A 23208-nucleotide genomic window follows, 5' to 3' on the forward strand; every position below is an offset into this window, starting at 1 on the left:
TCACAACTAACCGTCCAGAAGACAAGAAAGTGACAACCAAAATCAGGTAAGGTCAAGGTGACTTCGGTCATCGGTCTTCCGTCCAGTATATCAAAGAGAATTTGGTTGCTGGCATCATTACGGGTAATTACATAATTTTCACTACTTTCACCGCTGAAATAGTTCTTAACTTTATTTCTTTATCAACCGGAAGAGGTTTTACTTAGCTGTAGATTAATAGGGAATCGTGTGAAAATCACGAACTGTCGCGCAACTGTAAGTAACACACCAAAGATGATCATCCTCGCATGTCCACTGTCGCCCACACCACGGAGACGGGAAGGACGATGAAAGTCGTTACAAGTCAGGAGACCTGCCTATTCCGAATTGACGATGCTTCCGCGAAATGAGGCCTTTTAGTCAAGTTTGATGCGTTTTCTTAGTATGCTTTCATCTGTGTCCCTCGGCTCAGACAATTCCTGCTATGCGCGTATTTTACTTTTCCATTTGCTCTCAATTCGCCTGCATGGTGAGATCGAGCCAAAGAGCTTTTAACAAATTATTCATCATTAAAAGTTAAAAGAGATGCAAACGCATAATCTTGGCTATCCGCGAATTGGTAGCCACCGAGAACTCAAAAAAGCCTGCGAACAGTATTGGTCAGGCAAAATCACAACTTCTGATCTGCTTACAGCAGGAGAAAAAATCCGAAAAGCGAACTGGCAGTTTCAAAAGGATGCTGGAATTGACCTCTTTCCGTCAAATGATTTTTCATTTTACGATCAAGTGTTAGACATGTCTCTGATGGTCGGTGCCATCCCGGAACGCTATCATGAGGTGATACTTCAAAAAGGAGGAAATGAGCTGGACTTGTATTTTGCGATGGCGCGTGGCTACCAGCAAAATGGACTGGACATCACTGCGATGGAGATGACCAAATGGTTTGATACGAATTATCATTACATCGTTCCTGAGTTTACCATAAATCAAAAATTCAAACTGTTTTCCACCAAGGTTATCCAGGAATTCACTGAAGCAAAGCAAGTGGGAATAACGACCAAGCCTGTTTTGATCGGTCCAGTTTCCTATTTGCTTTTGGGAAAGGAAAAGGAAGAAGGTTTTGAACGGATCGACCTGATCAAAAACCTCCTTCCAGTTTATCTGGAAATACTGAAAAAACTCGATTCTCTCCATGTGGAATATGTTCAGTTTGATGAGCCTTTCTTTGCGATGGATTTAACCGAGAAAGAGAAAAATGCTTTTACATACGTCTATGGAGAGATCAAAAAAGCTTTCCCTTCTCTTAAAATCATCCTTGCTAATTACTTCGATTGCTTCGGGGAGAACTTGGAAACAGCACTTACCCTTCCCATTCACACGCTTCACTTAGACTTAGTAAGATGTCCTTCACAGCTAGATGATATTCTTGATTCGGGGAAATTGAAAGCCAATGTAAAGCTGTCCTTGGGAGTAGTAGACGGCAGAAATATCTGGAAAAATGACTTTCAACATTCACTTTCTCTTATCAATAAAGCGGTAGATAAAATTGGTAAGGATCGTGTTTGGATAGCACCATCTTGCTCATTGATACATTCACCTTGTGATTTGGATTTGGAGGAAAATACAGAATCTCTTCCTGCTGAAGTAAAGCAATGGTTAGCTTTTGCGAAGCAGAAAATCAAAGAAGTGGTAGCTCTCAAAAAACTTGTAGAAGATGGTAGCTCCAAAGAGAATTTGGATGTTTTGGCACAAAATCTACAAGAAGTGGGAGACAGGAAAAATTCCACTCTTATCCACAATGATCAGGTGAAAAACAGAGTAAATGCTATCAAATCAACGGATGATAAGCGGCAAAATGAGTTTTCTACTCGCCAGTCCATCCAAAAAAAAGCATTAAACCTCCCACTTTTTCCCACTACGACTATTGGCTCTTTTCCGCAGACCACAGAGGTAAGATCCTGGAGGGCTCGATTCAAAAAAGGGGATTTGACTAAGCAGCTGTATGAAAAGCTCTTGGAAGATGAGACTAGAGAATCCATTCTTTGGCAGGAAGAAATCGGCATGGATGTGCTCGTGCATGGGGAATTTGAGCGGAATGATATGGTCGAGTATTTTGGTGAGCAGTTGGCAGGGTTTGCTTTTACGAAATTTGGCTGGGTGCAGAGCTATGGAAGCAGATGCGTGAAGCCGCCGATTATCTATGGCGATGTGTATAGACCGGAACCGATGACGGTTCGCTGGTCAGCTTTTGCGCAGTCGCTTACCGAAAAACCTGTGAAAGGAATGCTCACTGGCCCAGTTACGATTTTGCAATGGAGTTTTGTACGAAACGATCAGCCAAGATCTCAGACTTGCACACAAATCGCGTTGGCGATACGCGATGAAGTGATCGATCTTGAGAAAGCCAGAATAGGTGTTATTCAGATTGATGAGCCTGCTATCAGAGAAGGTTTACCTCTGCGCAAAGCTGACTGGCAAAATTACTTGGAATGGGGGGTTCGGGCCTTCCGACTTTCGGCAAGTGGAGTGAAAGATGAAACCCAGATTCACACGCACATGTGCTATTCGGAATTCAATGACATCATCCAGAATATTGCGGACATGGATGCCGATGTGATTACGATCGAGTGTTCGAGATCTCAAATGGAATTGTTGGATGCCTTCGCGGAGTTTAACTATCCAAATGAAATTGGACCAGGAGTATATGACATCCATTCGCCACGAGTGCCCTCGAGAACTGAGATGATCCAACTAATGGAAAAAGCTAAAGCTGTAATCCCAGCGGCAAATCTATGGGTGAATCCTGATTGTGGCCTGAAAACCCGTCACTGGGAAGAAACCAGAAAGGCTTTGATTGAAATGGTGGCTGCTGCGAAAGAACTTCGTGAAGCTGTTTCTGAGCCCGTGAGCTAAAAAATATGCCTGGCGGGTTTTGAATCCGCTGGGCATTTTACTTTTCAGGATTTCATCTTTGATGGGTTTTGTCTTGAATCAAAAAAATCGATTACATATATCACATCCTTTTCAATCCTATAGATTACTTTGATATTCATGTGAAAAATGCGCCGATGATTTTTACCCAAGTGAGATAAGAATGGTTCCTCCTGACCCAAAAAAGGGTTTTTTACCAGATTTTCTATTTTTTTAAATAGCTCGGCAACAATTTTATCTACAATAAATTCAGGTATTTCAAGTTCAAAAAGGTAGAAATTAATTGTATTATCCAATGATTTCCATGCTCCTTCGGAAAAGCGAAGTTTCATTTACCTAGTTTGTTGGATACGCGTCTTTTTATTTCATCCATATCCATCACTCTATCATATTTTATATCCTCCTCCGATGCCTGGGCAGCAGATAGTAACCTTTCTTGATAGTCAGCTTTATTGGCTAAAAAAGTTTTGATTTCCTCTAGCCATTCTTCACTTTCCACATCAGCGATCATGGAATATATATCTAATTTCAATTTTTCCTTTTTCATAATCGTTTGATTTAAAACACTCTAATATACGATAAAACCAATTTTAGTATTGCTTCGATCTAGCAATTTCGTAACATCAAACACCCAGCATCGAACATCCAACCTGCACTCAAATCTCCTCTACTACACTTTTCCCTTTAGACCGATCACCAGAAGTCCATTCCCAGGTTTCATGGAGACGGATTTTACCATTTTCTAGGATTTCTGGTTTGGAATGGCAGATACCAGTCATCAGTTCCCCAGCGGAATTCACCTGATGATAGCGCATCGTAATATTTCCGGCTTCATCTACCAGACCAATTAGATGTCCTTTGAGGATTTTTCCGCCAGAATATTCTGCAGTCAGAATAGTACCTTCTTGGTGATAGTGGAAAACTGTCTCGGCGGAGGTTTCGCCGTTTTCTGTGTTTTGCACTGCGCGGAAAGCACGGTTATTATAATTGATCGGATTCATTACAATTGATTAAGCCATTTTTTTGCTTCCTCATCATCTGTAAATGACTTCATCGGAATCGGCGGTTTCTGGAATTTGAATAAGATACGCATGATGAATTGGGAAAGTCCAGGCTTCGAAACCATTGCCATTGAGGTGTAGATTTCAGGAAGTTTAGCCGTGGAAAATTTCCTCGTAGCCTTATCAGGAACTGGTGAATCGCAAAGATAAATCAGCAAAGGAACTGGCTTATTTCCAGTAATGCTTTTTACCAAAGCCACATTGTCGGCTATCAGCTGGACCGTGCGCTTGATGGATTTGGAATAGGAATACAGAATTTTTCCATCGAAATAATAGTCCGCAATTTCGCCTTTGATTAGTGCCGATTCGGCTGGTTTCTTCATGCGTTGACAAGATTCATTTCACTAAAATTAAGTCCTTTCGTGGAAATGTATGGCTTTTCAATAAATCCTTCCAAGTATCTTGTGAGTTCAAATCCCAAATTTTGACTTCGCCATGAGATTTATACTTCTAAGTTTTTCCCTACTTCTTTGTCTTAGTGCTCAAGCACAGATGTTTCCTCATGGAGAGGAATTTACAAGACAGGATACCCTTCGAGGTACGATCACTCCTGAGCGAGCCTGGTGGGATTTGCAATATTATCATTTGGAAGTAGCAGTAGACCCCGAGACCAAGTCGCTTTCAGGCAAAAATACTGTGCGATACAAAGTGCTGGAAGATGCAAAGCGCATGCAGATTGACTTGCAAGCGCCTATGCAACTCACCAAAGCGGTGCAAGATGGAGTAGAATTGGAAATCAAGCATGATGGAAGTGCACATTTTATTATAATGAAATCTGGCCAGCCATTAGGAGAAGAAAAGGAAGTTGTCCTTACATTTTCAGGAACTCCCGTGGAGGCAGTTCGTCCTCCTTGGGATGGAGGATTGACATGGAGCAAAGACAGCAATGGTTTGCCTTTTATTGCAAATTCCAATCAGGGACTAGGCGCGAGTATCTGGTGGCCTAACAAAGATCACGGCTATGACGAGCCAGATCAGGGAGTGTTGATGTCTGTTACTGTGCCAGAAAACCTGATGGATGTGTCCAACGGCCGTTTAATCAAAACGGATCATGACAAGCCTGCAAAGACAAAAACGTACCACTGGGAAGTGAAAAACCCGATCAATAATTACGGGATCAATATCAACGTGGGTGATTACGTCTATTTCGGAGAGAAATATGCGGGTGAAAAGGGTGAACTGGACATGGATTATTATGTGCTGCGGGAGGATTTGAAAAAGGCCAAAAAGCAATTTGAAGATGCTCCACGAATGATGGAGGCGTTTGAGTATTGGTTTGGGCCATATCCTTTTTATAAAGACAGCTATAAATTAGTTCAAGCGCCTTATTTGGGCATGGAGCACCAGAGTTCTGTGACTTATGGTAACGAGTTTGAGAATGGTTATTTGGGTCGTGATCTCAGCGGAACAGGCTGGGGATTGAAGTTTGATTTTATCATCATCCATGAGTCAGGGCACGAATGGTTTGCCAATAATATCACCTATCGGGATGTCGCGGACATGTGGATTCACGAGAGTTTTACGGCTTATTCTGAGAATCTTTTCTTGGATTATTTCTACGGAAAAGAAGCTTCCAGCGAATATGTTCTCGGAACCAGGATGGCCATCAGCAATGATATACCAATCATCGGAACTTATAATGTGAATTCCGAAGGATCTGGTGATATGTATTACAAAGGGTCCAATATGCTACATACCATCCGGCAGATTGTGAACGACGATGAGAAATGGAGATCAATTTTGAGAGGGGTGAATTCTGAGTTTTATCATAAAACTGTCTCCACTCGCCAGATCGAAAATTATATTTCCCAAAAGACTGGGATCAACCTTAAGCCAGTTTTTGATCAATATTTAAGAGATATTCGCATTCCGATTTTTAGCTATAACCTGAAAGATGGTGAGTTGCTTTACCGCTGGGAAAATGTAATCGATGGATTCGATATGCCGGTGAAAATCTATGTCGATGGAAAGGAAATGGTTTTGAAACCTACTCAGCAATGGAAATCGGAAGATGTTTCGAAGAAGAGTGCCAAAATCGTTGTGGATAAAGATTACTACGTAGGGACGATGAATATTTCGGGAAATTAATTTAAAAACGGGATCAGGACTTCCTTGGCTTTTGCTTCTGTGAAAAGCACGAGTCCAGTCATTCCTTCAGGATATTTGAAAACGATCATTTCATTGCCCAAGGCTTTCACTTCAAACCGCAGAGGAGGATCGATGTCGTCTATAAATTCCAAAATCCCTTCTGGACTTAATTTCCAATCCAGTTCATACTCATCTCCGTTTTCAGCTTTGACGGAAGTGCCATCTTTAAAGAAGGTGTAATAGCAGTTAATCTTTCGGGTTTCGTCTAGACAATACCAAGGGTTTGCAATTAACAGTTCGCGGGTAATTACCTTACCAAAAAAAATGATATCAACTGATAGCTGATTGATGAAGTCGAACATAGCAGTTGAAAATACGGAATTTTTGAATTCCTATTTCAATGGGCAACTAGAAAAAGTTATACCAGCTATAGTGCGGGTTCTGAGGGTAGATTTGGTTTGTAAATCCCCCTTGCCATCTTTAGAAAAGGAGAATTTCCAAAAATGAACCTCAATTATTAATGCTTTGGAGATATATTTTAACAAGAACATCATAAAAAAAAAGACTGGCATTGCTACCAGTCTTTTTTGGATAATGGTATTACTCATACTTAAGAGAATAGTAATCCTCCGTTTATATCGATGTTAGTTCCTGTGACGAATGAAGATTCATCAGAAGCAAGGTAGGCAACCAAGTCAGCTACTTCTTTTGCTTTTCCTTCTCTTCTTAAAGGAGTTCCACCTGCAACTTTCTCACGTACTTCGTCCTTAGTAAAGGTATCGTGGAAAGTTGTGGCAATCATTCCTGGGCAAAGAGAGTTTACTCGGATGTTTTTTGGTCCAAGTTCTTTTGCCATAGATCTAGTAAAGGTGATCACGCCACCTTTTGCAGTCGAATATGCAGATGCTCCCGGTCCGCCACCGTCACGACCTGCCTGAGAAGCGAAGTTCACGATAGAAGCACCGCTTTTCATATGAGGAACGACAGCCTTGGTCACTAGGAAATTAGAAGTAAGGTTCAATTTCAATAGGAAGCTGAAGAAATCAAGATCCATTTCTTCCAACGTCTTTCTAGCAACTAATCCACCAGCCACATTCACTAAAATATGTACTTCATCTCCATAAGCTTTTGTTGTTTCTGAAACTAGGTTAGCAACCTCAGCCTCGCTTGTCATATCACCTTGCACCAAAATCGCGTCGCCGCCGTCCGCTTTTATTTCCGCCAAAGTTTCCTCAGCCTGCTCTTTATTGTCAAAATAATTGACCACTACTTTAGCGCCTAGTGCTGCTAATTTTTTGGATACTTCCTTACCGATGTCTCTTCCACCGCCTGTTACGATTGCTACTTTTCCTGATAGGTTCATACTGTTCGAATTAAATTTATTTTGAAATGAGATTAGTTACTGGTTTGATTTTGCCTCCTAGCAGTGCAAATGATACTAAAGCTAGGGGTACTAGGGATGCTCCCAACACGAAGAAAGGAACGTAAGATGTTGCTGTGATTACTGGAACTAGCCAGATCGTAATCAATACTCCAATCACTGCAGCAGATCCGCTAACTCCAGCTAAGGAGCCTACAGATTTGCCTGAGAAATAATCACTTGGAAGTGTCTGGATATTGCCGATTGCGATTTGGAAACCGAAAAGAATCACTGCGATTAATAATACTGCGATCAATGGAGTCGCTGCATAAGCCGTCAAGATCAACGGTGGGATCATGATCAGGCATCCGAGATAAATAATCGTTTTCCTGGCTTTATTGACTGACCAGCCTTTGCGGAGCCAGACACCTACGAGCCATCCTCCGAATAAACTTCCAACTGCCGCTCCTACGTAAGGAACCCAAGCGAATAGCCCGATTTGCTTCACGTCGAAGCCAAATTGATCTGCGAGATAAATAGGAAGCCAAGACACGAATAACCACCAAACGGGATCGATAAAGAAGCGCATCAAGATGATAGCCCAGCTTTGTTTTAGTTTTAATAGTTCCCGTAGCGTAGGTACATATTCCTCCTCCTGAGCTATATCGTCAGGCTCAGGTTCTGGCTTTTGGCCTTTGATGATGTAATTCCGCTCTTCTTCTGTGATCCAAGGATGCTTGTCAGGTGAGGATTTGTACACGATTACCCAAGGAATAATCCATAGTAATCCCAACGCCGCTATGCAAACGAAGGTCATCTGCCAACCAATTGTCACGTACATCCAAGCAATAATTGGGGCTGAGATGACTGCGCCCAAAGATGCTCCTGAGTTGAAAATTCCTTGTGCTAGAGCCCTTTCTTTGACAGGAAACCATTCTGCGTTTGCCTTAGTAGCTCCTGGCCAGTTGCCTGCTTCCCCAAATCCAAGTGTGAATCTGAAGATTCCAAAGGACAAAACAGATTTGGCCACTGCATGTAATGCGATGGAAATTGACCATATAGAAATGGAGAGCAAAAAGCCAAAGCGTGTACCGATTTGATCAAAGATTTTCCCAAAGGCTGTCTGCCCTAAGGCGTAGGCGATCATGAAGAAGGAGAGAATCAATGCATAATCTTCCTTTCCCATGTTCAAATCCTCCGCCACTCCCGGCCACATGACCGCGAGCGCGTTTCTATCGATGTAATTGATGACGGTAGCTAGGCCGACAAGACACACTACCAACCATCGTAGTCCTTTTACCTTTTTCATTATTTATACTTTTCTCCTGTGAAGAAATCCTCTCTGATTGGGCTGAAGACATCTATCAAGACTCCAGCAGCTAAACACACCGCACCGTGTGGCTCGTGAGGAGGAATGTAAAAGCCATCTCCAGCCTTAAGTACTTTTTTGGCTCCACCTATATTGACTTCAAATTCCCCAGATTCTACGTAGGTAGCCTGACTATGAAAATGATCGTGAATCGGTCCTATGCTTCCTTTCTCGAAAAAAACTTTTACGATCAAAATTTTATCATCGTGTCCCATGATCTGACGCTTCACGCCTTCACCTACCACTTCCCACTTGATATCTTCCCCTTTTTGAAATATGTCACTTTGAAATTTCATGCGTTCTTTATTTAGATGTACTAGTTTGATTACTAATTGATTTCGTAGTTTTTGATCCCTGAATCTTTGGTTGTTACCACTATTGATTTTTTTCCGTCTTTTACTGTAAGTTCCAGTGCTTGGATTTGATTGGAGGCATTCATAGTCACTTCATTTTTGGAGTCAAAATCGCCATGGGTTTCCAAAGCAGAGAGGAAATAGTGATTGCCGTGACCTGTACTTCTAAGGATAATGGAGCGCTCATTTCTAAGATTGAAATCCGGATCATTTGCCCCTAATTCAGTCACGATCAATTCATCCTCTGCGCTGGTTTTGGTGCTCCAGGTGTAGAATCTGTTATCCAGCAGCCAAGTAAATTGACTGAGCTTGTCGTGAGCTTTTCCTTGAGCCATATTCCAGAGATGCTGGTAGCCATTAGCTTTTCCTAGCGGGCTCATTTGTGTACTGTTCGCCTGCAGTGGCACATTTAAGTGAATAAATTGCCCATTGAAATGAATTGGTAGATCATATTGATGTGCCTCATTAGATTCTATTTCGAAAAGATCGAGGACCACCGGATATTCAAAGGCTTCATCTTTCAGATAGATCATTGTACGAGTGAACTTTACACCTTCGTAAACTCCTTCTATTTCGGCGCTTGCGATTTGGTAATCTGGATCACTTACATCGAAAATTAATTCAGTTGGAAAAGCTTTCTCAGCTGTGGATAACTTTCCGCCGAAGTGACTTTTTTCATCAACTACCACCGTATTGTGTGCGATGGATTGCTTAGCCCATGTATTGTTTTCAGCCAAATAATGTCCACCATATTTGGCTTCAATGTTCAAAAATCTGGCTGCACCATAGTCACGAATGATTTCAGAATTATTGTCGTAATACAACCAGGTCAGTTTGTCGAAATGACCATGACCCATTCCCTGTGCTGTGTACTTGTAGATTAATGCAGAGGAATTGGTATAGGACTCTGCTCTGAAAATGGCCAAACCTCCTTCTGTTCCGTCATTCCCATCTCTCACCCGTATAGATTTGAAATCATAAGGCTTAGTCAATCCAGCTGCTACTGCTGCTGCAACGCCAAACCCACCATCGATGGGAGCAAAATTTTGCTGGTATTCTGCAATAGACAGTAGGGAGGCATCCTTGGTAATGCTGTAGGCGATATCCACTCCAAAAACCATCTCGGAGGTTTTCAGATTTTTCTCTTTTAACGCATCATTGATCGGGAAGAAATGACCCGCATAGGTCAGGTCTATGGCTGTATAAATGGCCTTAGTCAGAATAGCATTCCGGTGTTCAAAAATTTTCAGTTCTGGATTATTAGTTGCGATGGCCTGACCAAAAACCACAAAGGGTAGCAATGCATATCTTTGGTAATAAGGGCCTTCGGCGTAATAGCCGTCTGGAGAAAAGAGCTGATCCAACTGGGCAATAAAGCCACCTGATCCATCTGCAGCGGTACCTTTCAATGCCATCTGCACCCACTCATCTACTTCCAAACTATAACCAGTCATCCCTACCGCCGCTAGAGCCCAAGTACCATGATTATGGATTTTATTGAAGGTTTCCGCGCCGTCTACACTTAGAAATTCCACATAATGCTCAAATAACTCTGTTTTGAGGTAATCCCGCTCTTCAGGTGTCAAATAGGATTTGATTGCATCGAAGCCCTGAACGGTATAGACTAGCCACACGGCATCATTCAAACTTTGCCAAAACAGCTTTCCTGGAGTCTGCTCCTTTTTCTCAGGATGCAGCGGAAGCATCTTGTACATTTTAGCATAGGCGTTCAACAGGGCTTTCGAATGCTGCGCATACTTTTTCTCTCCAGTTAACTTATAAAGTACACCTGCTTGGAAAATGGAGAGTTGATTTGCTTTGTGCTGCTCGTGGGTGAAGCCGCCACCCGCATCTTTTGGGATCGGTACATTGATAGGCTCAGCCATTTCTGCTTCGACTTTGGCTTTCATTTCCTCTATCTGTTGCACAGCTTTTGGATATTTTTCTGCCAAAAATCTGTAGTCCTTCACACCTTTGGATGTAAGAAGAAGTTTGCTTTCAGCTGAAGGGATTTTTTGTTGCGCAAAGCAAAAGCTTGAGCAGAAACTTAAAGCCAGTAATAATAGTTGGGTTCGGGTCATTGTTATTTGATTGCGTGGGTGAATAAAGAAGGCATATCAAAATCGTTATCCGAAAATTTCAGCATGGGTGTCCCTACTGTTTCCACCAATTTTATTGGAGATGAGGAGGTAAAGGAATTGCCTGTGACCAGCACCCATTGTGCTCCATGTATTACTAGGGAAGCTCCGTCTTGATTTCTACTGTTTTTTCCGACCGTTGTAAGTTGGTTATTGCTTGCGATGAGGTAAGGTCCAAACGTACTTTCGTCTGTCCCACCTCTATACATATCCACTACTTTTCCTCCGATATTTGAAAAGGAATTTCCCTCCAAAATCACATATTCAGCGTTGTATTTGCCCAGATCATCTGTTTCCTTATTAAGGGTGAGTATAGATCCAGTGAAGTTTTCAAACTTGGAATCTCTGATCAGCACGGTATCAGCAAAACTGCCTTTTGAAGCTTCTAAGAAATTGAATGAATGGTTGACCGTCATGTCTACAAACTCACTCTGGCTAACTTCCAACTTGTAATTTTTCAGTGTACCAGATCTATTTAGCCTTACTACCGCGTTTCCGGCAGCATCAGCAGAATTTATTCCATTGACTTTGATGCCTTCCAATCTCAAAGCACCACCATCGTATATCTCAAATAGATGAGTTCCCTCAAAGCTGATTTCAGAGTCCGACCCACCTTTTACAGTCAATGGGAAGCTGACTTCCAGCACTTTGCTCTGTTGATAAGATCCAGCTGCTAAATCCAGTATATCGCCAGTTTCAGCATTTTCCAATGCATCGGCGATCGTATTCAATCCCGGAGATACTGGAATAGTTTTTCCAGTAGAAAAGACGATTTCTTTAGAAACCTTTGGGTACCAAGAAGTGCCAGTTTCAGACTTTTGTACCACTACCAAATCTGCTGGAGCTCCGATAGAATTGCTCGCATCAGATGTATACATCAGACCATTTTCGGCTTTTTGAAATTTTAATGACTGATTGCTCAGGCCATTTGGAATAAGCGTGGAAGAAAAATTAGAGACGTTTCCCGTAAAGGAAATTCCTGAAATGTCGTCGTAGGCTTTAAAATTATCAGTTTGATTTTCGTTGAAAATCAAGTTGTTGGTAAAATGGCTTTTCATCGGAATCGCTGACCTCTCTTCGTCACTACCTACAGCCAATTCAATGTGCGCTACATTCACAAATGTGTTATTATTGATTTGCACATTTTTCACCTGGTGATACCGATTGATACTGGAATTGGGCACCCCGTTCATCACTGTGATGCCTGCACGGAATTTATCCCCGGTGAGATCCTGCATGTAGTTGTTTTCAATCTTATGATCTGCATTGATCACGCGGATGCCACCTGTCTCTGGTTGACCGTTTCCTAGAAAGATATTTCTTTCCACGATGTTGCCATTTCCATGTCTCAGGGTCAGTGATCCTTTTGATTCGAAGAAAACATTTCCGCGGATAATGTTTCCTCCAGATTTGATGGAAATGATCTCAGTTTCCCCATTACACTTATCGAAATAGTTATTCTCAATTAGTGTGTTTGAGTTGCTCAGGGAATATTGACTTGTGCCCACACGAAGCGTCTCGCCGCCATTTGAGCCTAAGATTGGGCGTGGGCCAAAGTAATTATGGTCGATGCTGTGGTGATTTTCTTGACTGTCTTCAGAATTCAGTCGCACAGCCATCGTCACTCCTTGATTTCGCTTTCCTTCGATATGATTGTGATCAAATCTGTTGTTTTGTCCATACATCATAACCCAGGAATCTTGAGCGTTTCTGTCCGGATTGTTGTAATTATCAATCACACATTCCGTGATTCTAGAGTTGAATGCAAGATTCTTACTGTCTTTTCTGAATGAAATCACTTCTCCGGATGGAGTGTAGCCATTTCTGAAAACTAACCCTTTCACGACTAAATATTCGCCGGCTATACTCAGATTGGATTTGCCTTCCATAAATACTTCTCCGGGAGTTTCTGCTAGGAGTACGATCAGGGAATCAGCTGTTCCTTTTCCTTCAAATACTAACTCCACATCCTTCCAAACACCATTTGCGAGAAATAAGGTATCTCCGGGCTTAAGAGATTTTACAGCAGAATCATACTCGGTTTTATTTTTCACTACTGAGTGGCTCTGCTTGCTTTGACATCCCATTGGAAGCAGGCAAAGCAGGGCCCAGCTGAGGTAATAATTCAAATTATTTATTGACTTAGTCATTGAGTTGGGTTTAGTGTCAAGGTTTCTAGCGCAGAGATTGTGAAATCCTGGCCGTTACTTCTTAAGGTTATTTCCTTTTCTCCGAAGGATTTGATTTCCAACTTCCCATCCATCGTGCTGATCAAAACGTCAGCTGGGATTGCGGATAAAAAGGTTTGGCTTCCTAGCGTCATCTCGGTCATGCCAACCAAGAAGGTCATTTCATCTTTTTTGAAAATGTATTCTGCTACGTAAGAATCTGCCATTACCTGGCTGCTGCCTTTATTGATTTGCCATTCACCCACGGTCATGGTTCCATCAGATTTAGGTAAAGAAGTGCGGTCTTCGTATTTTCCATAAGGCTTTATGATGGTGGTGAAGCGATGTTTGTTAGCACTTATTGATTGGAAAGTGATTCGGTTCTTGCCTTTATTACCACTTATTTTTGCATTTGAAATTTGGTCCCCAAGCTGGATGATGTCCAGTCCTGAAGCGTTAGCTAGATTAGCTCTTGCTATCATCGGAGTCTCTTCCAAGGAGTAGTTTCCTTGAAAATTCTGATAGAATTCATGCGCTCTTTCTCCTTCAAACTCATCAAGGATCAGAAAGAAATCTCCAGAGAAATAATAGATCGTACGTCCATAATTCACCCCTATGGTTTGGTATCCATCGTGTGATCCGCGGAAAGCCTGAATCTCACCTTTTGGCTCCCATTGGCTGACCAAAGCTTTCGGTAAAGTCTGAAACTTACCAAAACCACTTCCTCCTTGATTTCCAGTCCAGTCTTGGCCTTGTGGGATTGAGTCCACCAATGCGACATTTTTCACCCAGGAATTTTTGAAAAACTGGAATTCGGGCAATGGATAGCGAACTTGGTAATTTGGCATCAGCATCTCGCCATTGGCAAAAAGTTGAAAACCTAAAACGTCGCCGTGCTGGTGATCTGGCTTTTCCTTTGAAACTCCTGTACTGATGAGCATGTAGAGGTCATTTTCTTTCCAGCCCTCTCGGAATACATAATATCCAGTAGATTCCAGTGCAGTGGATTTGACGGTGGGTTTCTTAGATTTTTTTCCTTGAAGATTCTCCAAGTCGGCTTTTCCCAGCAACCAATAGTATTCCTCGGACGGGTGATTTGCGGCTAAGTATCCGTATTCTGGCTCAGGAAAAAGCGCGTAGCCCAGTGCCATGATTTCACCCAGATTATTCTGAGTAGCCATCGGTTGATCAGTGTCGTCCTGTATGACTGGGGCATTTTTATTGGGTAGAGCTATAGCTAGCGTCGCCGAAAACATTGCTTTCAGTTTGCCTGACCAAGCTTCAGGAATAGGACTTCCTGTAATTTGAGCCAGTTTATATACGCGGAAATAATTGTCTATATCTCCCACGTGATAGTGGAAGGAGCGCTCAAATTGAAACCCGTCAGCATTGACTTCCTTTTCTAGGTGCTCGCCTAGGATAGCTATCGCAAAGTCATAGTATTTTTTATTCGTATCAAATTCCGGATACATCATTGAGATTACTGCCAATGCTACCATTCCTTTGGTCTGGTGATTCCCGTAATTGAAGGATTGGTTGGTGTGGTAAAGGACCTCTGCATGATGTAAGAACATACGCATGGCTAGTACCTGGTCTTCGGCCGAGTATTTCTCCGAAGCCAGAAATAAATGATGTGCCAGCACCCAGTTTTCTATTCTATTTCCCCCACGGAAAGCCTCGTAGGCTCCATTTCCATCTTCGATCAATTCTATAGTTCCAGCTTGATAGGCAGAACCTAGGCTTTTCACATGCTCAGTGAAATATGGTAAGTATTCTGCTTTGTCTGAAAGAAAAAAGCTAAATGCTAAATCGCCTGCTTTGTGCTGACGAAATAAATGTCTGATGGCATAGGCATCCATTTGTTTGCCTGCCTTGTTTACAAAAGGTAATCTCCACGAAGTAGAAGCCGAAAAATCACTTGTATGATCTTGCGCGTATTTAAGGTGACTTTTGGCTGCAGAAGGATATATTTCATTGTACTCAGTCATGCGCTGAGGTACATTTTGCCAGTTAAAAAAGAATCTTTCTGCTGCTTTGACTTTGAAATAGGAAGCCAGTTGTTTTATAGCTTCAGTACGACTTCCATCGGTGTAAAGGCTCTTTATTTCTGCAAATCCCGAAATAGAGTCGGGTAATGTTTCAAAAAATGACTCCTCAGAAGGCATAGGATATTCCTTAGTTTCATTCTGAGACATGGCTTTTACAGCTATGAATAAGAAGAGAAAGAAGAGGTAATTCCTAAGATGGTTCATTTGATTTTGGACGGATTGTCCTTGGTTTTCTTTAATGAAAAGACAAAGCGGTGGCTAGTCTTAAGCATATGCTTAAGAAGGATGGCCGATCTGGAAACCCCCATGGTAAACCAGACCGACCGGATCTATCTACATAGGTTTAGTTGCCCTGATTAAATATGTCTACTTCACGCTGAGGTAGTGGAAGCAGTAATTTGTCAGATTGTACTGGACTGATTCCGAAGGTATATTCAGAGTAGAATACTTCGGTTTCATATTGTGTATTTAGCGTTTCCTCGACCATATTATATAATACTAGATCAAACCATCGCTGATTTTCAAAGGCAAATTCCAAGCGACGCTCCAAAAGCAATTTTTCCGTAAAGGCTTGTTTGGAATCTACTTCGGAAATGTCATAACCGTCCAATCCAGCTCTCATACGAACTGTGTTAAGGTAGTCTAGGCCCAAAGATGTATTGCCTGTTTCGTTCAAAGCTTCTGCATACATCAAGAGAATATCTGCAAATCGAATGATTGGAATGTCATTTTCGGCATCGTCGCTGATGCTCACATCATAGAAGAATTTGGATACATATGGATCTGGGACGAAAGCACCACCAGCTCCATTATAGCCTGGTAGGAAAGTGGTATTCAATCTTAGGTCATTTTCGGAGAATTGACTGATCAAGTCATCAGAAGGTCTATTGAAATGATCACCGTCACCGTTGATGACGTAGGACCCACTGTTTTGCGGAGCAAAGTAATTTGCAAATGGCCCACCAATTCCTAGTCCACCAGACTTGAATCTCACTGCGAAAATAATCTCAGCATTCAATTCATTGCTTGTAGAAAATACGCTCGCATACCCATTTTCTCCTACTAATAGACGGGCAGGACTGTTGTCAATGATGTCTTTCAAGATAGGTGCTGCCTCAGCGAATTTCTTTTGAGTACGATATACTTTTGCCAAAAGTGCCTTTGCTGCCCATGAAGTAGCTCGTCCAGCATATTCTGGACCATAAGATGGAGGAAGCATGCTAGCAGCAGCATTCAAGTCACTGATGATGAACTCATACAATTCGTCAGAACTGGAGACGGTCATTTCTTTCGCATCTTGAGCAGATATCCTTGTGTCCACCAGAAATGCTTCTCCAAAGAGTCTTACTAGGTTGAAGTAATGATATGCTCTGATGAATTTGCTTTCTGCCAGTAATTGTTCCTGCAATTCAGGGCTTTCTACATTATCCAGTTTGTCCAAAATAGTGTTCACTCTGGAAATATTCTGATAGGTATCAGCCCAGTAATTGTAGATGTACAAGTGCTCTGAGGTGAACGTCATCAAATCCAATTCACGAAGTGGAATGTAGATGTTTGATGATGTTTGAGAATTGTGAACTCTGGAATTATCAGACCTCAATTCGGTCAATGCCCATTCATTCGTCAAAGGAGCCTGCATACCGTTATAGGCTGCAACCATCGCAGTAGTGAAATCAGAATCTGTCTGATAGAATGAACCCTCTCCGATCTCGGAGATCGGCTGTAGATCTAGCGATAGATCACAACCAGTAAGCATTCCTACTGAAAGGAGAAATGCACATATATTTTTAGAAATATCTTTCATGTTTTTTGGGTTTAAAAGCTAAGATCTACACCTAAAACAAATGCTCTTGGTACTGGGAAAGCACCTCTCTGGTAGCCAGTCACAAGTGGAGATTCGTATGCTCCACTGGTAGATCTCGCTTCTGGATTGATACCTCTGTAGTCTTTAGAGAAGAAATAGAGTGCATTTTGAGCAGATCCATAGATCCTTACATTATTCAATTTGATCTTTTCCGTAAGCGACTGAGGCAAGGTGTATCCTAATACGATGTCACGAACTGAGACATAAGATCCGTCTTCGATCATAAAATCTGTGAACTGCCATCCCATACCATTGGTGCTGTATGGAGTCATGCCATCTCCAGGATGCTCAGGTGAAATCCATCTGTTTTCCACATAATCTCTATTTCCTCTTTTGACCTCATTGTAATGACCATCGCCGTTGAATACGTCGATTCCTTGTACACCTTGAATCAAAATGCTCAAGTCAAAGTTGCCGATATTAAAAGAGTTGGTGATACCCCAAGTGAAGTCTGGGAATGGATTGCCAAGAACTACCCGGTCCTCATCGTCGATCACACCATCTTCATTTGCGTCAAGCAATCTCAAACCTCCTGGTCTGTCCAGACTGTTGCTTGCATTAGAATCAATTTCTTCCTGCGTATTCCAAACACCGATTTGCTTGTACCCAAAGAACTGGATGTACGGCTGACCCACTTGCGCCAAGTAAACCTCGTTTCTCTCACCATAGCTAAGAAGTCTATCTTCACCACTGAATTCGATCAACTTGTTTTTAACTCGGGAGAAGTTGATGGATGTTTGCCATTGGAATTTTGTTTTGTTGATATTGTTAAGGTTAAGTTCCAATTCGAAACCGTTGTTTTCAATTTTTCCAATGTTATTCCAAAACTCAGTATAGCCTGTGAAAGCCAATGTTGGTTGCTTTAACAATAGCTGATCAGTTATAGAATTATAGAATTCTGCTGATAGATTAAATCTGTTTCCAAGGAAGCCCAGATCGACACCAAAATTGTAAGAGAATGTTCTCTCCCAGGTAATAGCTTTGTTTGCCAACGTAGAGCCTGACTGTGCAAGACCGGCATTCAATATTCCCGTGCCAGATCCGAAACTGTAATTTTCAGGATAAAGTCTATTGACTGAAGCATAGTTTTCAATATCATTATTACCAGTGACGCCATAGCTACCTCTGATTTTCAACATGTCAAGAAAAGTGTTTGATTTCAAGAAATTCTCTTCAGTCACTACCCATCCTGCAGACACTGAAGGGAAATATCCCCATCTATTTTCAGGTCCAAAAACTGAGCTACCATCAGCTCTCGCACTGGCAGAGAATAGGTATTTGTTTTTGTAAGCATAAGTTACTCTTGCCAAGTAGGACAATAAGATACTTTCGTCTTTCAAAGTGTATGTGTTGCCCAAATCCAAAACCGTAGCGCCATTTAGCGTAGGCACATAATCTGTTGGAAAATTCGTTCCTACTATGCTTGAATAGGTGTTGGAAACTTTTTGAATGGTGAAACCACCCAATGCTGAGAAGTCATGATCACCCCATGTTTTTGAATAGTTTAGTGTGTTTTCTGAAAGAAGATCTATCCTTAATCTGTTCTCGTACACACCCTGATTAGGATCACCAGCTCTGTTCGTTCCTTCATTTTTATATTCTTCTTGCTCAGTGTAGGTTACATAAGCGCCTTGAGATGCTTTGAAGTAAAAGTTTTCATTGAAATCAACTTGGACATAAGTAGAACCTAAAATTCTGTACGAGTCCTTAGTTCTGGTATCGTTATCACTAATGAACTTTGGGTTATTATTGGAAGTATTCCAAGGTCTAGCTACCACTGATTCCTCTGTGCCATCTGGCAAGGTGTACGTGTAAGTTAGGTTGTTGAAATGTCTTCCATGTGCCCATTCTCCCTCTGGAATACCAGTAAGCGCAGAAGTCTCAGCAGTATGTTTCACAGGCATGAAAGAGGGTGTTCTGAAGTAATCGGTGAAGTTAGATGCAGGAAGAATATTCTTGGTGTATGAAGGATTAATGTTTACACCGACTTTCACCACTTTATTCAATTTCGCATCCATTTTCATTCGGAGGTTGAAACGTTGAAAATCGTTGTTAATTAACATCCCTTTTTCGTCATTGTATCCGCCAGAGATCAGGTAAGTCAACTCTTTTTTACCGCCTGATACTCCAAGCTGATAGCTACTAACTCTACCTTCACGAAGTCCTTCTTCCTGCCAGTCAGCATTGTTTCCAAGTGACCAAGCCGCTTTTTCGTGAATTGTCGGGCCTACGCCGCCTAAGGCTTCCTCAGCCCAAAGCATCTCTACATATTCTGTAGAGGTAAGCATGTCGTGTACTTTGTATGGATTTTTGATACCAGAGAAGACTTTAAAGTTGAAAGAAGGCTTATCTACCACGCCACTTTTAGTGGTGACGATGATCACACCATTTGCTCCTCTTGATCCATAGATCGCTGCGGATGCTGCATCTTTCAATACCTCAATAGATTCGATGTCATTAGGATTGATGAATGAAAGACCATCAGTAGTAGGGTAGCCATCGACTACTACAAGTGGTTCATTACTTGCTCCGATAGAAGCATTGCCACGAATTCTGATCGAAGGAGATACACCAGCTTCAGAGGTTACATTCTGAATTTGTACACCTGCTATTTTTCCTTGGAGAGCCTGATCTGCTTGCTGGATAGGAAGATCTCCTAGCGTTTTATTCTGTAATTTGGATACTGCACCAGTTAGGTGAGACTTCTTTTGCGTGCCATAACCTACTACAACAATTTCTTCTAGTTGTTTCAAGTCTTCTGAAAGCGTAATCGCAAGTTGACTTTGATTTCCGACTAGGACTTCCGAAGTAGTATATCCTATGAATGAAAAGATTAATGTGTCGGTTGGTTTTGCAGTAATTCGGAAATTTCCGTCAGAATCTGATACTGTTGCAGTGGTTGTTCCTTTTACCAGGATATTCACTCCTGGAATATAAAGACCTTGGTCATCGATGATTTGACCGGTAACTGTGGAGGCCGATTCACTTTGGAAGGCCAAGACATGGGCAGTATTGCTCAGAAGTAGGCAAATACATATTGATACTATTCTTAGATAAATCACCTGCCCATTCCAAATTTTATTAGGTAATGGTTGTCTCATTTTTGGGTTTTGTTTAGAAAATTTCTTTGTAGGAGACCAGGGATAGTAAGTGATTTAATAGATAGCTATTTTTGTGTAAATTTGGCTATCCATTAGGGAGACTACGGTTAGGACCTCGACAATCTTTATACAGTAGTACTTAATATTCCTGATGTGAAATTTGGTGGATTCTGTCCACCATTTTTTTTACCATAGGCTACTCATTTTTTATTTATGATTTCAGATAGGTGGTTTTTCATGGCGAATTCTGCCATTGTTGTGTCTTGATTAATGATATGGGTAAGGATTTCTTTATGCTCCTGCAAAGCCCCAAATGGCTTGCCTCCACCACAGACATTATGCTTAGTGAAATGTGTCAGAATATCAGGAGTGACGATAAGCATCAGCGATTTGAGCACATTGTTTTTACTGGCTTCAGCGATTTTGATGTGAAAAAGTAAATCCTCATCTATAGCCTGTGCTCCTGATTTTACTTTGGCTTCGTAGAGATCTAATGCTTCCTGTAGCGCTTCAATATCTTCCTCAGTCCGTCGCTCTGCTGCGAGCCTCACTGTTTGAGATTCAAGAATCAATCGGGTCTCTATCAAGGAATGAAAATCACTTCCTTCCATTTTCAGGACATCAGAGATCAATCCTTCTAAGGCTGTGATTCCCAGACCTGCGATGATAGTTCCGCTTTGCGGGTGGGTTTTGACTATGCCGTAAAACTCAAGTTTCTTAATAGCCTCTCTGACGTAAGTTCTGCTGATGCCAAGTTTTTCGGAAAGTTTGCGCTCAGGAGGAAGCTTGTCACCCGCGTTAAGCTCGCCTGAAATAATCAAATCTCTTATTTGACTGATAATAATATCTACAGGATGATCAAGCTTGATTGTTTTAAAATTACTTAAGGTTTCCATGGGCTTAAATTGGTTGACCAATAATTGGTTGACCAATTTTAAACAAAAAAATCTGTGTTCCAAAAAAATGTTAAACTTTTTTTACAAACTCATTCTGAGCGAGATAGAGATTTCTCTAAATTAAAAAATTTGGCTTTGCTGTTTGTTGAGTATCAATCTGTACTTACAATTCCTGTTAAGGCAGGATTTTATAAATTTTGCCTTCTGTTTTACTCATAATATAAATGTTGTTATCAGCATCCTGCCCGAATTTTAGATCTACTCTGTCATTTTGGACTAATTCTAAAAGGGTCATTTCTTTTCCTTCGAAAACCACTCCCCAGCTTTGTACGTTCATTTTGCCCAGATCCTTGAGGTCTGTGAAAAAGAGTCTTCCTGAAAGGATATCACCGAAAATAAACTTCCCTTTCAGTTCTCCATAGGGCATTTCATATCCTGCGAATATAGCCGCCAGTTCGTCATGATCGAGCTGGACTTCCGGATAAGTCACTCCAAAATTCCCGTCATCTTCATTCAACGCAAAAATCTCATTAAACTTACCATAAGGATTAATGATAAATCGACCTTCCCGAATCGGCCAACCATAAAATTTGCCTGGTTCTATTCTATTTAACTCTTCCACTGAATGTTGACCTATATCTGTGGCAAACATATTTCCATCAGCATCCCAGAACACACGATTGGGATTTCGGAATCCATAAGCATACACTTCTCCAGCTTTTCCCTCTTCTTCTGCAAAAGGATTGCCTGGCGGAATTCCATATTTACCATTTGGGCTGTTATTACCTTGTGGATCAATTCTTAGAATACTACTATAAACTAGAGCGCCCCTGCTATCGGAGAAATAGGCTGCCCGCTGTTCAGTCAGTCCTCCATCCCCAAAGCCAATATATAGCAATCCATAATCCTCATCGCCTTTTTTTGCGTGGGGATTGAATGTCAGTTCCTGCATCCCATGAGCCTGTGTAGGGATATCAATCCGAAGCAATTCCCTGTCAGTTCCTTTAAATACGGCAGCTGTCGGATCCTCAGCTTTCCACTCCGTTACTACCCACTGCATGAAAACTCGAATGGTGTCAGAATAACCATAATCGGCAATTTGTGATCCACCCGCATCTGTATGTGCAGTATAGAAAATCCCATTTTGATCAAATTCCGGGTGGAAAGTAAAACTTGCCAAGCCAGTAGCCCATCCAGGTTTGCTCACGAGGTCAGATTTATACTCAGTGATTGGAAGGTAGAGGTTTGGCTTTCCATCGATCAACTCATATAATCCGACCCGTTGATCGTTGATAAATAAGCGTCCAGAATTTCGCTCAGGCTCCATTTTGGTCATTTTGGCCAAAGGTGCTTTTGAATCTGAAGCAGGAAGCTGCGCAAAATATTCTATCTCTAGTCGAACACCTGAATCAGGAATGCTATCAGAAATAGGATCTTTCAAGCCAACCATCGGAACGGTGTCAGGAAGTGCTGCAAATGTGTGGAGGTAACTTAAAACTGCGTCAAGCTCCTTCTCGGTGAAACTTTCAAAAGGAGGCATAATTGCCTTATACTGCTCTAGCATGGTCACCCCACGCGGATCGCCAGAACGGATTACTTCCGAAGGATTTTTAATGAAATTTCTTATCCACTCGGTTTCTATGGTATGTGTTAAACCACTTAAATTCGGTCCTATACCATTTTGGTCAAAACTATGACAAGTGCTGCAATTTGCTTCAAAGAGTGATTTGCCAACTTTCACCTGTTCGGAATCTGTGCTGATGGAGCTACCAAACTCGCTTTTCTGAGAACAAGAGAAAAATGCCAGACTGAATAAAAGAAGGAGGAATATCGGTTTTTTCATTAGTGCTAA

General features: G+C 41.6%; 17 protein-coding genes and 1 riboswitch. Of the genes, 2 read left to right on the plus strand and 15 right to left on the minus strand.

Translation table 11 applies throughout. From position 1 onward, the window contains the following. The first annotated feature begins 176 nt into the window (after positions 1-176). A riboswitch (cobalamin riboswitch) is annotated at positions 177-375 on the plus strand. A 189-nt stretch (positions 376-564) separates the two neighbouring features. Then, positions 565-2892, plus strand: coding sequence for a 5-methyltetrahydropteroyltriglutamate--homocysteine S-methyltransferase (gene metE / locus AACZ87_RS21480; RefSeq protein WP_339870134.1), 2328 nt, complete (start codon positions 565-567; stop codon positions 2890-2892). Positions 2893-2936: 44 nt separating this feature from the next. Here metE and AACZ87_RS21485 read toward each other — a convergent pair whose 3' ends face one another. The 4 genes from AACZ87_RS21485 to AACZ87_RS21500 all read right to left on the minus strand — a co-directional run bounded on the left by AACZ87_RS21485 (position 2937) and on the right by AACZ87_RS21500 (position 4294). Beyond that, on the minus strand, positions 2937-3242 hold the full coding sequence (locus AACZ87_RS21485; RefSeq protein ID WP_339870135.1) for a type II toxin-antitoxin system RelE/ParE family toxin: 306 nt from the start codon (positions 3240-3242) through the stop codon (positions 2937-2939). After that, positions 3239-3457 (minus strand): hypothetical protein, encoded by a 219-nt coding sequence (locus AACZ87_RS21490; RefSeq protein WP_339870136.1) that lies wholly within the window; start codon positions 3455-3457, stop codon positions 3239-3241. Before AACZ87_RS21490 ends, AACZ87_RS21485 begins: the two co-directional genes overlap by 4 nt. Before the next feature lie 109 nt (positions 3458-3566). Continuing rightward, positions 3567-3911, minus strand: coding sequence for a n-acetylglutamate synthase (locus AACZ87_RS21495; protein WP_339870137.1), 345 nt, complete (start codon positions 3909-3911; stop codon positions 3567-3569). Next, positions 3911-4294: an STAS/SEC14 domain-containing protein gene (locus AACZ87_RS21500; RefSeq protein ID WP_339870138.1), complete on the minus strand. Its 384-nt coding sequence runs from the start codon at positions 4292-4294 to the stop codon at positions 3911-3913. Before AACZ87_RS21500 ends, AACZ87_RS21495 begins: the two co-directional genes overlap by 1 nt. A gap of 112 nt (positions 4295-4406) precedes the next feature. Here AACZ87_RS21500 and AACZ87_RS21505 point away from each other — a divergent pair, with 112 nt between their 5' ends. Continuing rightward, a complete protein-coding gene (locus AACZ87_RS21505) occupies positions 4407-6059 on the plus strand; it encodes a M1 family metallopeptidase (RefSeq protein ID WP_339870139.1) in 1653 nt (550 codons plus the stop codon). Here AACZ87_RS21505 and AACZ87_RS21510 read toward each other — a convergent pair. The 11 genes from AACZ87_RS21510 to AACZ87_RS21560 all read right to left on the minus strand — a co-directional run bounded on the left by AACZ87_RS21510 (position 6056) and on the right by AACZ87_RS21560 (position 23199). Continuing rightward, positions 6056-6421 carry a hypothetical protein gene (locus AACZ87_RS21510; protein ID WP_339870140.1) on the minus strand — a complete coding sequence of 122 codons (366 nt, stop codon included), beginning with the start codon at positions 6419-6421 and terminating at the stop codon, positions 6056-6058. The two genes, AACZ87_RS21505 and AACZ87_RS21510, sit on opposite strands and share 4 nt — an antisense overlap. Before the next feature lie 248 nt (positions 6422-6669). Then, on the minus strand, positions 6670-7422 hold the full coding sequence (locus AACZ87_RS21515; protein ID WP_283413495.1) for a 3-oxoacyl-ACP reductase family protein: 753 nt from the start codon (positions 7420-7422) through the stop codon (positions 6670-6672). A 16-nt stretch (positions 7423-7438) separates the two neighbouring features. Further along, entirely contained in the window at positions 7439-8728 is a 1290-nt protein-coding gene (locus tag AACZ87_RS21520) for an MFS transporter (protein ID WP_339870141.1), read from the minus strand. After that, complete coding sequence (locus AACZ87_RS21525; protein WP_283413497.1) at positions 8728-9084, minus strand: cupin domain-containing protein; 357 nt, start codon at positions 9082-9084, stop codon at positions 8728-8730. Before AACZ87_RS21525 ends, AACZ87_RS21520 begins: the two co-directional genes overlap by 1 nt. A 32-nt stretch (positions 9085-9116) precedes the next feature. Continuing rightward, a complete protein-coding gene (locus AACZ87_RS21530) occupies positions 9117-11222 on the minus strand; it encodes an alginate lyase family protein (RefSeq protein WP_339870142.1) in 2106 nt (701 codons plus the stop codon). A gap of 2 nt (positions 11223-11224) precedes the next feature. Then, positions 11225-13429, minus strand: coding sequence for a polysaccharide lyase 6 family protein (locus tag AACZ87_RS21535; RefSeq protein WP_339870143.1), 2205 nt, complete (start codon positions 13427-13429; stop codon positions 11225-11227). Beyond that, positions 13426-15699: a heparinase II/III family protein gene (locus AACZ87_RS21540; RefSeq protein ID WP_339870144.1), complete on the minus strand. Its 2274-nt coding sequence runs from the start codon at positions 15697-15699 to the stop codon at positions 13426-13428. The genes AACZ87_RS21535 and AACZ87_RS21540 overlap by 4 nt, the downstream gene beginning before the upstream one ends. Before the next feature lie 139 nt (positions 15700-15838). Then, positions 15839-17299 (minus strand): RagB/SusD family nutrient uptake outer membrane protein, encoded by a 1461-nt coding sequence (locus AACZ87_RS21545; RefSeq protein ID WP_339870145.1) that lies wholly within the window; start codon positions 17297-17299, stop codon positions 15839-15841. An 11-nt stretch (positions 17300-17310) separates the two neighbouring features. Beyond that, positions 17311-20460, minus strand: a complete 3150-nt coding sequence (locus AACZ87_RS21550) for a TonB-dependent receptor (protein ID WP_339870146.1) — start codon at positions 20458-20460, stop codon at positions 17311-17313. A gap of 200 nt (positions 20461-20660) precedes the next feature. After that, on the minus strand, positions 20661-21356 hold the full coding sequence (locus AACZ87_RS21555) for a FadR/GntR family transcriptional regulator (protein ID WP_283413503.1): 696 nt from the start codon (positions 21354-21356) through the stop codon (positions 20661-20663). 175 nt (positions 21357-21531) lie between these two features. After that, positions 21532-23199, minus strand: a complete 1668-nt coding sequence (locus tag AACZ87_RS21560) for a PQQ-dependent sugar dehydrogenase (RefSeq protein WP_339870147.1) — start codon at positions 23197-23199, stop codon at positions 21532-21534. Positions 23200-23208 lie beyond the last annotated feature (9 nt).

It is taken from the genome of uncultured Algoriphagus sp. (assembly GCF_963974365.1).
GTDB lineage: Bacteria > Bacteroidota > Bacteroidia > Cytophagales > Cyclobacteriaceae > Algoriphagus.

Bases quoted from the DNA above. Each gene is read 5' to 3' on its own strand.
- metE (WP_339870134.1), top strand. From the start codon at position 565: ATGCAAACGCATAATCTTGGCTATCCGCGAATTGGTAGCCACCGAGAA.
- AACZ87_RS21485 (WP_339870135.1), bottom strand. From the start codon at position 3,242: ATGAAACTTCGCTTTTCCGAAGGAGCATGGAAATCATTGGATAATACA.
- AACZ87_RS21490 (WP_339870136.1), bottom strand. From the start codon at position 3,457: ATGAAAAAGGAAAAATTGAAATTAGATATATATTCCATGATCGCTGAT.
- AACZ87_RS21495 (WP_339870137.1), bottom strand. From the start codon at position 3,911: ATGAATCCGATCAATTATAATAACCGTGCTTTCCGCGCAGTGCAAAAC.
- AACZ87_RS21500 (WP_339870138.1), bottom strand. From the start codon at position 4,294: ATGAAGAAACCAGCCGAATCGGCACTAATCAAAGGCGAAATTGCGGAC.
- AACZ87_RS21505 (WP_339870139.1), top strand. From the start codon at position 4,407: ATGAGATTTATACTTCTAAGTTTTTCCCTACTTCTTTGTCTTAGTGCT.
- AACZ87_RS21510 (WP_339870140.1), bottom strand. From the start codon at position 6,421: ATGTTCGACTTCATCAATCAGCTATCAGTTGATATCATTTTTTTTGGT.
- AACZ87_RS21515 (WP_283413495.1), bottom strand. From the start codon at position 7,422: ATGAACCTATCAGGAAAAGTAGCAATCGTAACAGGCGGTGGAAGAGAC.
- AACZ87_RS21520 (WP_339870141.1), bottom strand. From the start codon at position 8,728: ATGAAAAAGGTAAAAGGACTACGATGGTTGGTAGTGTGTCTTGTCGGC.
- AACZ87_RS21525 (WP_283413497.1), bottom strand. From the start codon at position 9,084: ATGAAATTTCAAAGTGACATATTTCAAAAAGGGGAAGATATCAAGTGG.
- AACZ87_RS21530 (WP_339870142.1), bottom strand. From the start codon at position 11,222: ATGACCCGAACCCAACTATTATTACTGGCTTTAAGTTTCTGCTCAAGC.
- AACZ87_RS21535 (WP_339870143.1), bottom strand. From the start codon at position 13,429: ATGACTAAGTCAATAAATAATTTGAATTATTACCTCAGCTGGGCCCTG.
- AACZ87_RS21540 (WP_339870144.1), bottom strand. From the start codon at position 15,699: ATGAACCATCTTAGGAATTACCTCTTCTTTCTCTTCTTATTCATAGCT.
- AACZ87_RS21545 (WP_339870145.1), bottom strand. From the start codon at position 17,299: ATGAAAGATATTTCTAAAAATATATGTGCATTTCTCCTTTCAGTAGGA.
- AACZ87_RS21550 (WP_339870146.1), bottom strand. From the start codon at position 20,460: ATGAGACAACCATTACCTAATAAAATTTGGAATGGGCAGGTGATTTAT.
- AACZ87_RS21555 (WP_283413503.1), bottom strand. From the start codon at position 21,356: ATGGAAACCTTAAGTAATTTTAAAACAATCAAGCTTGATCATCCTGTA.
- AACZ87_RS21560 (WP_339870147.1), bottom strand. From the start codon at position 23,199: ATGAAAAAACCGATATTCCTCCTTCTTTTATTCAGTCTGGCATTTTTC.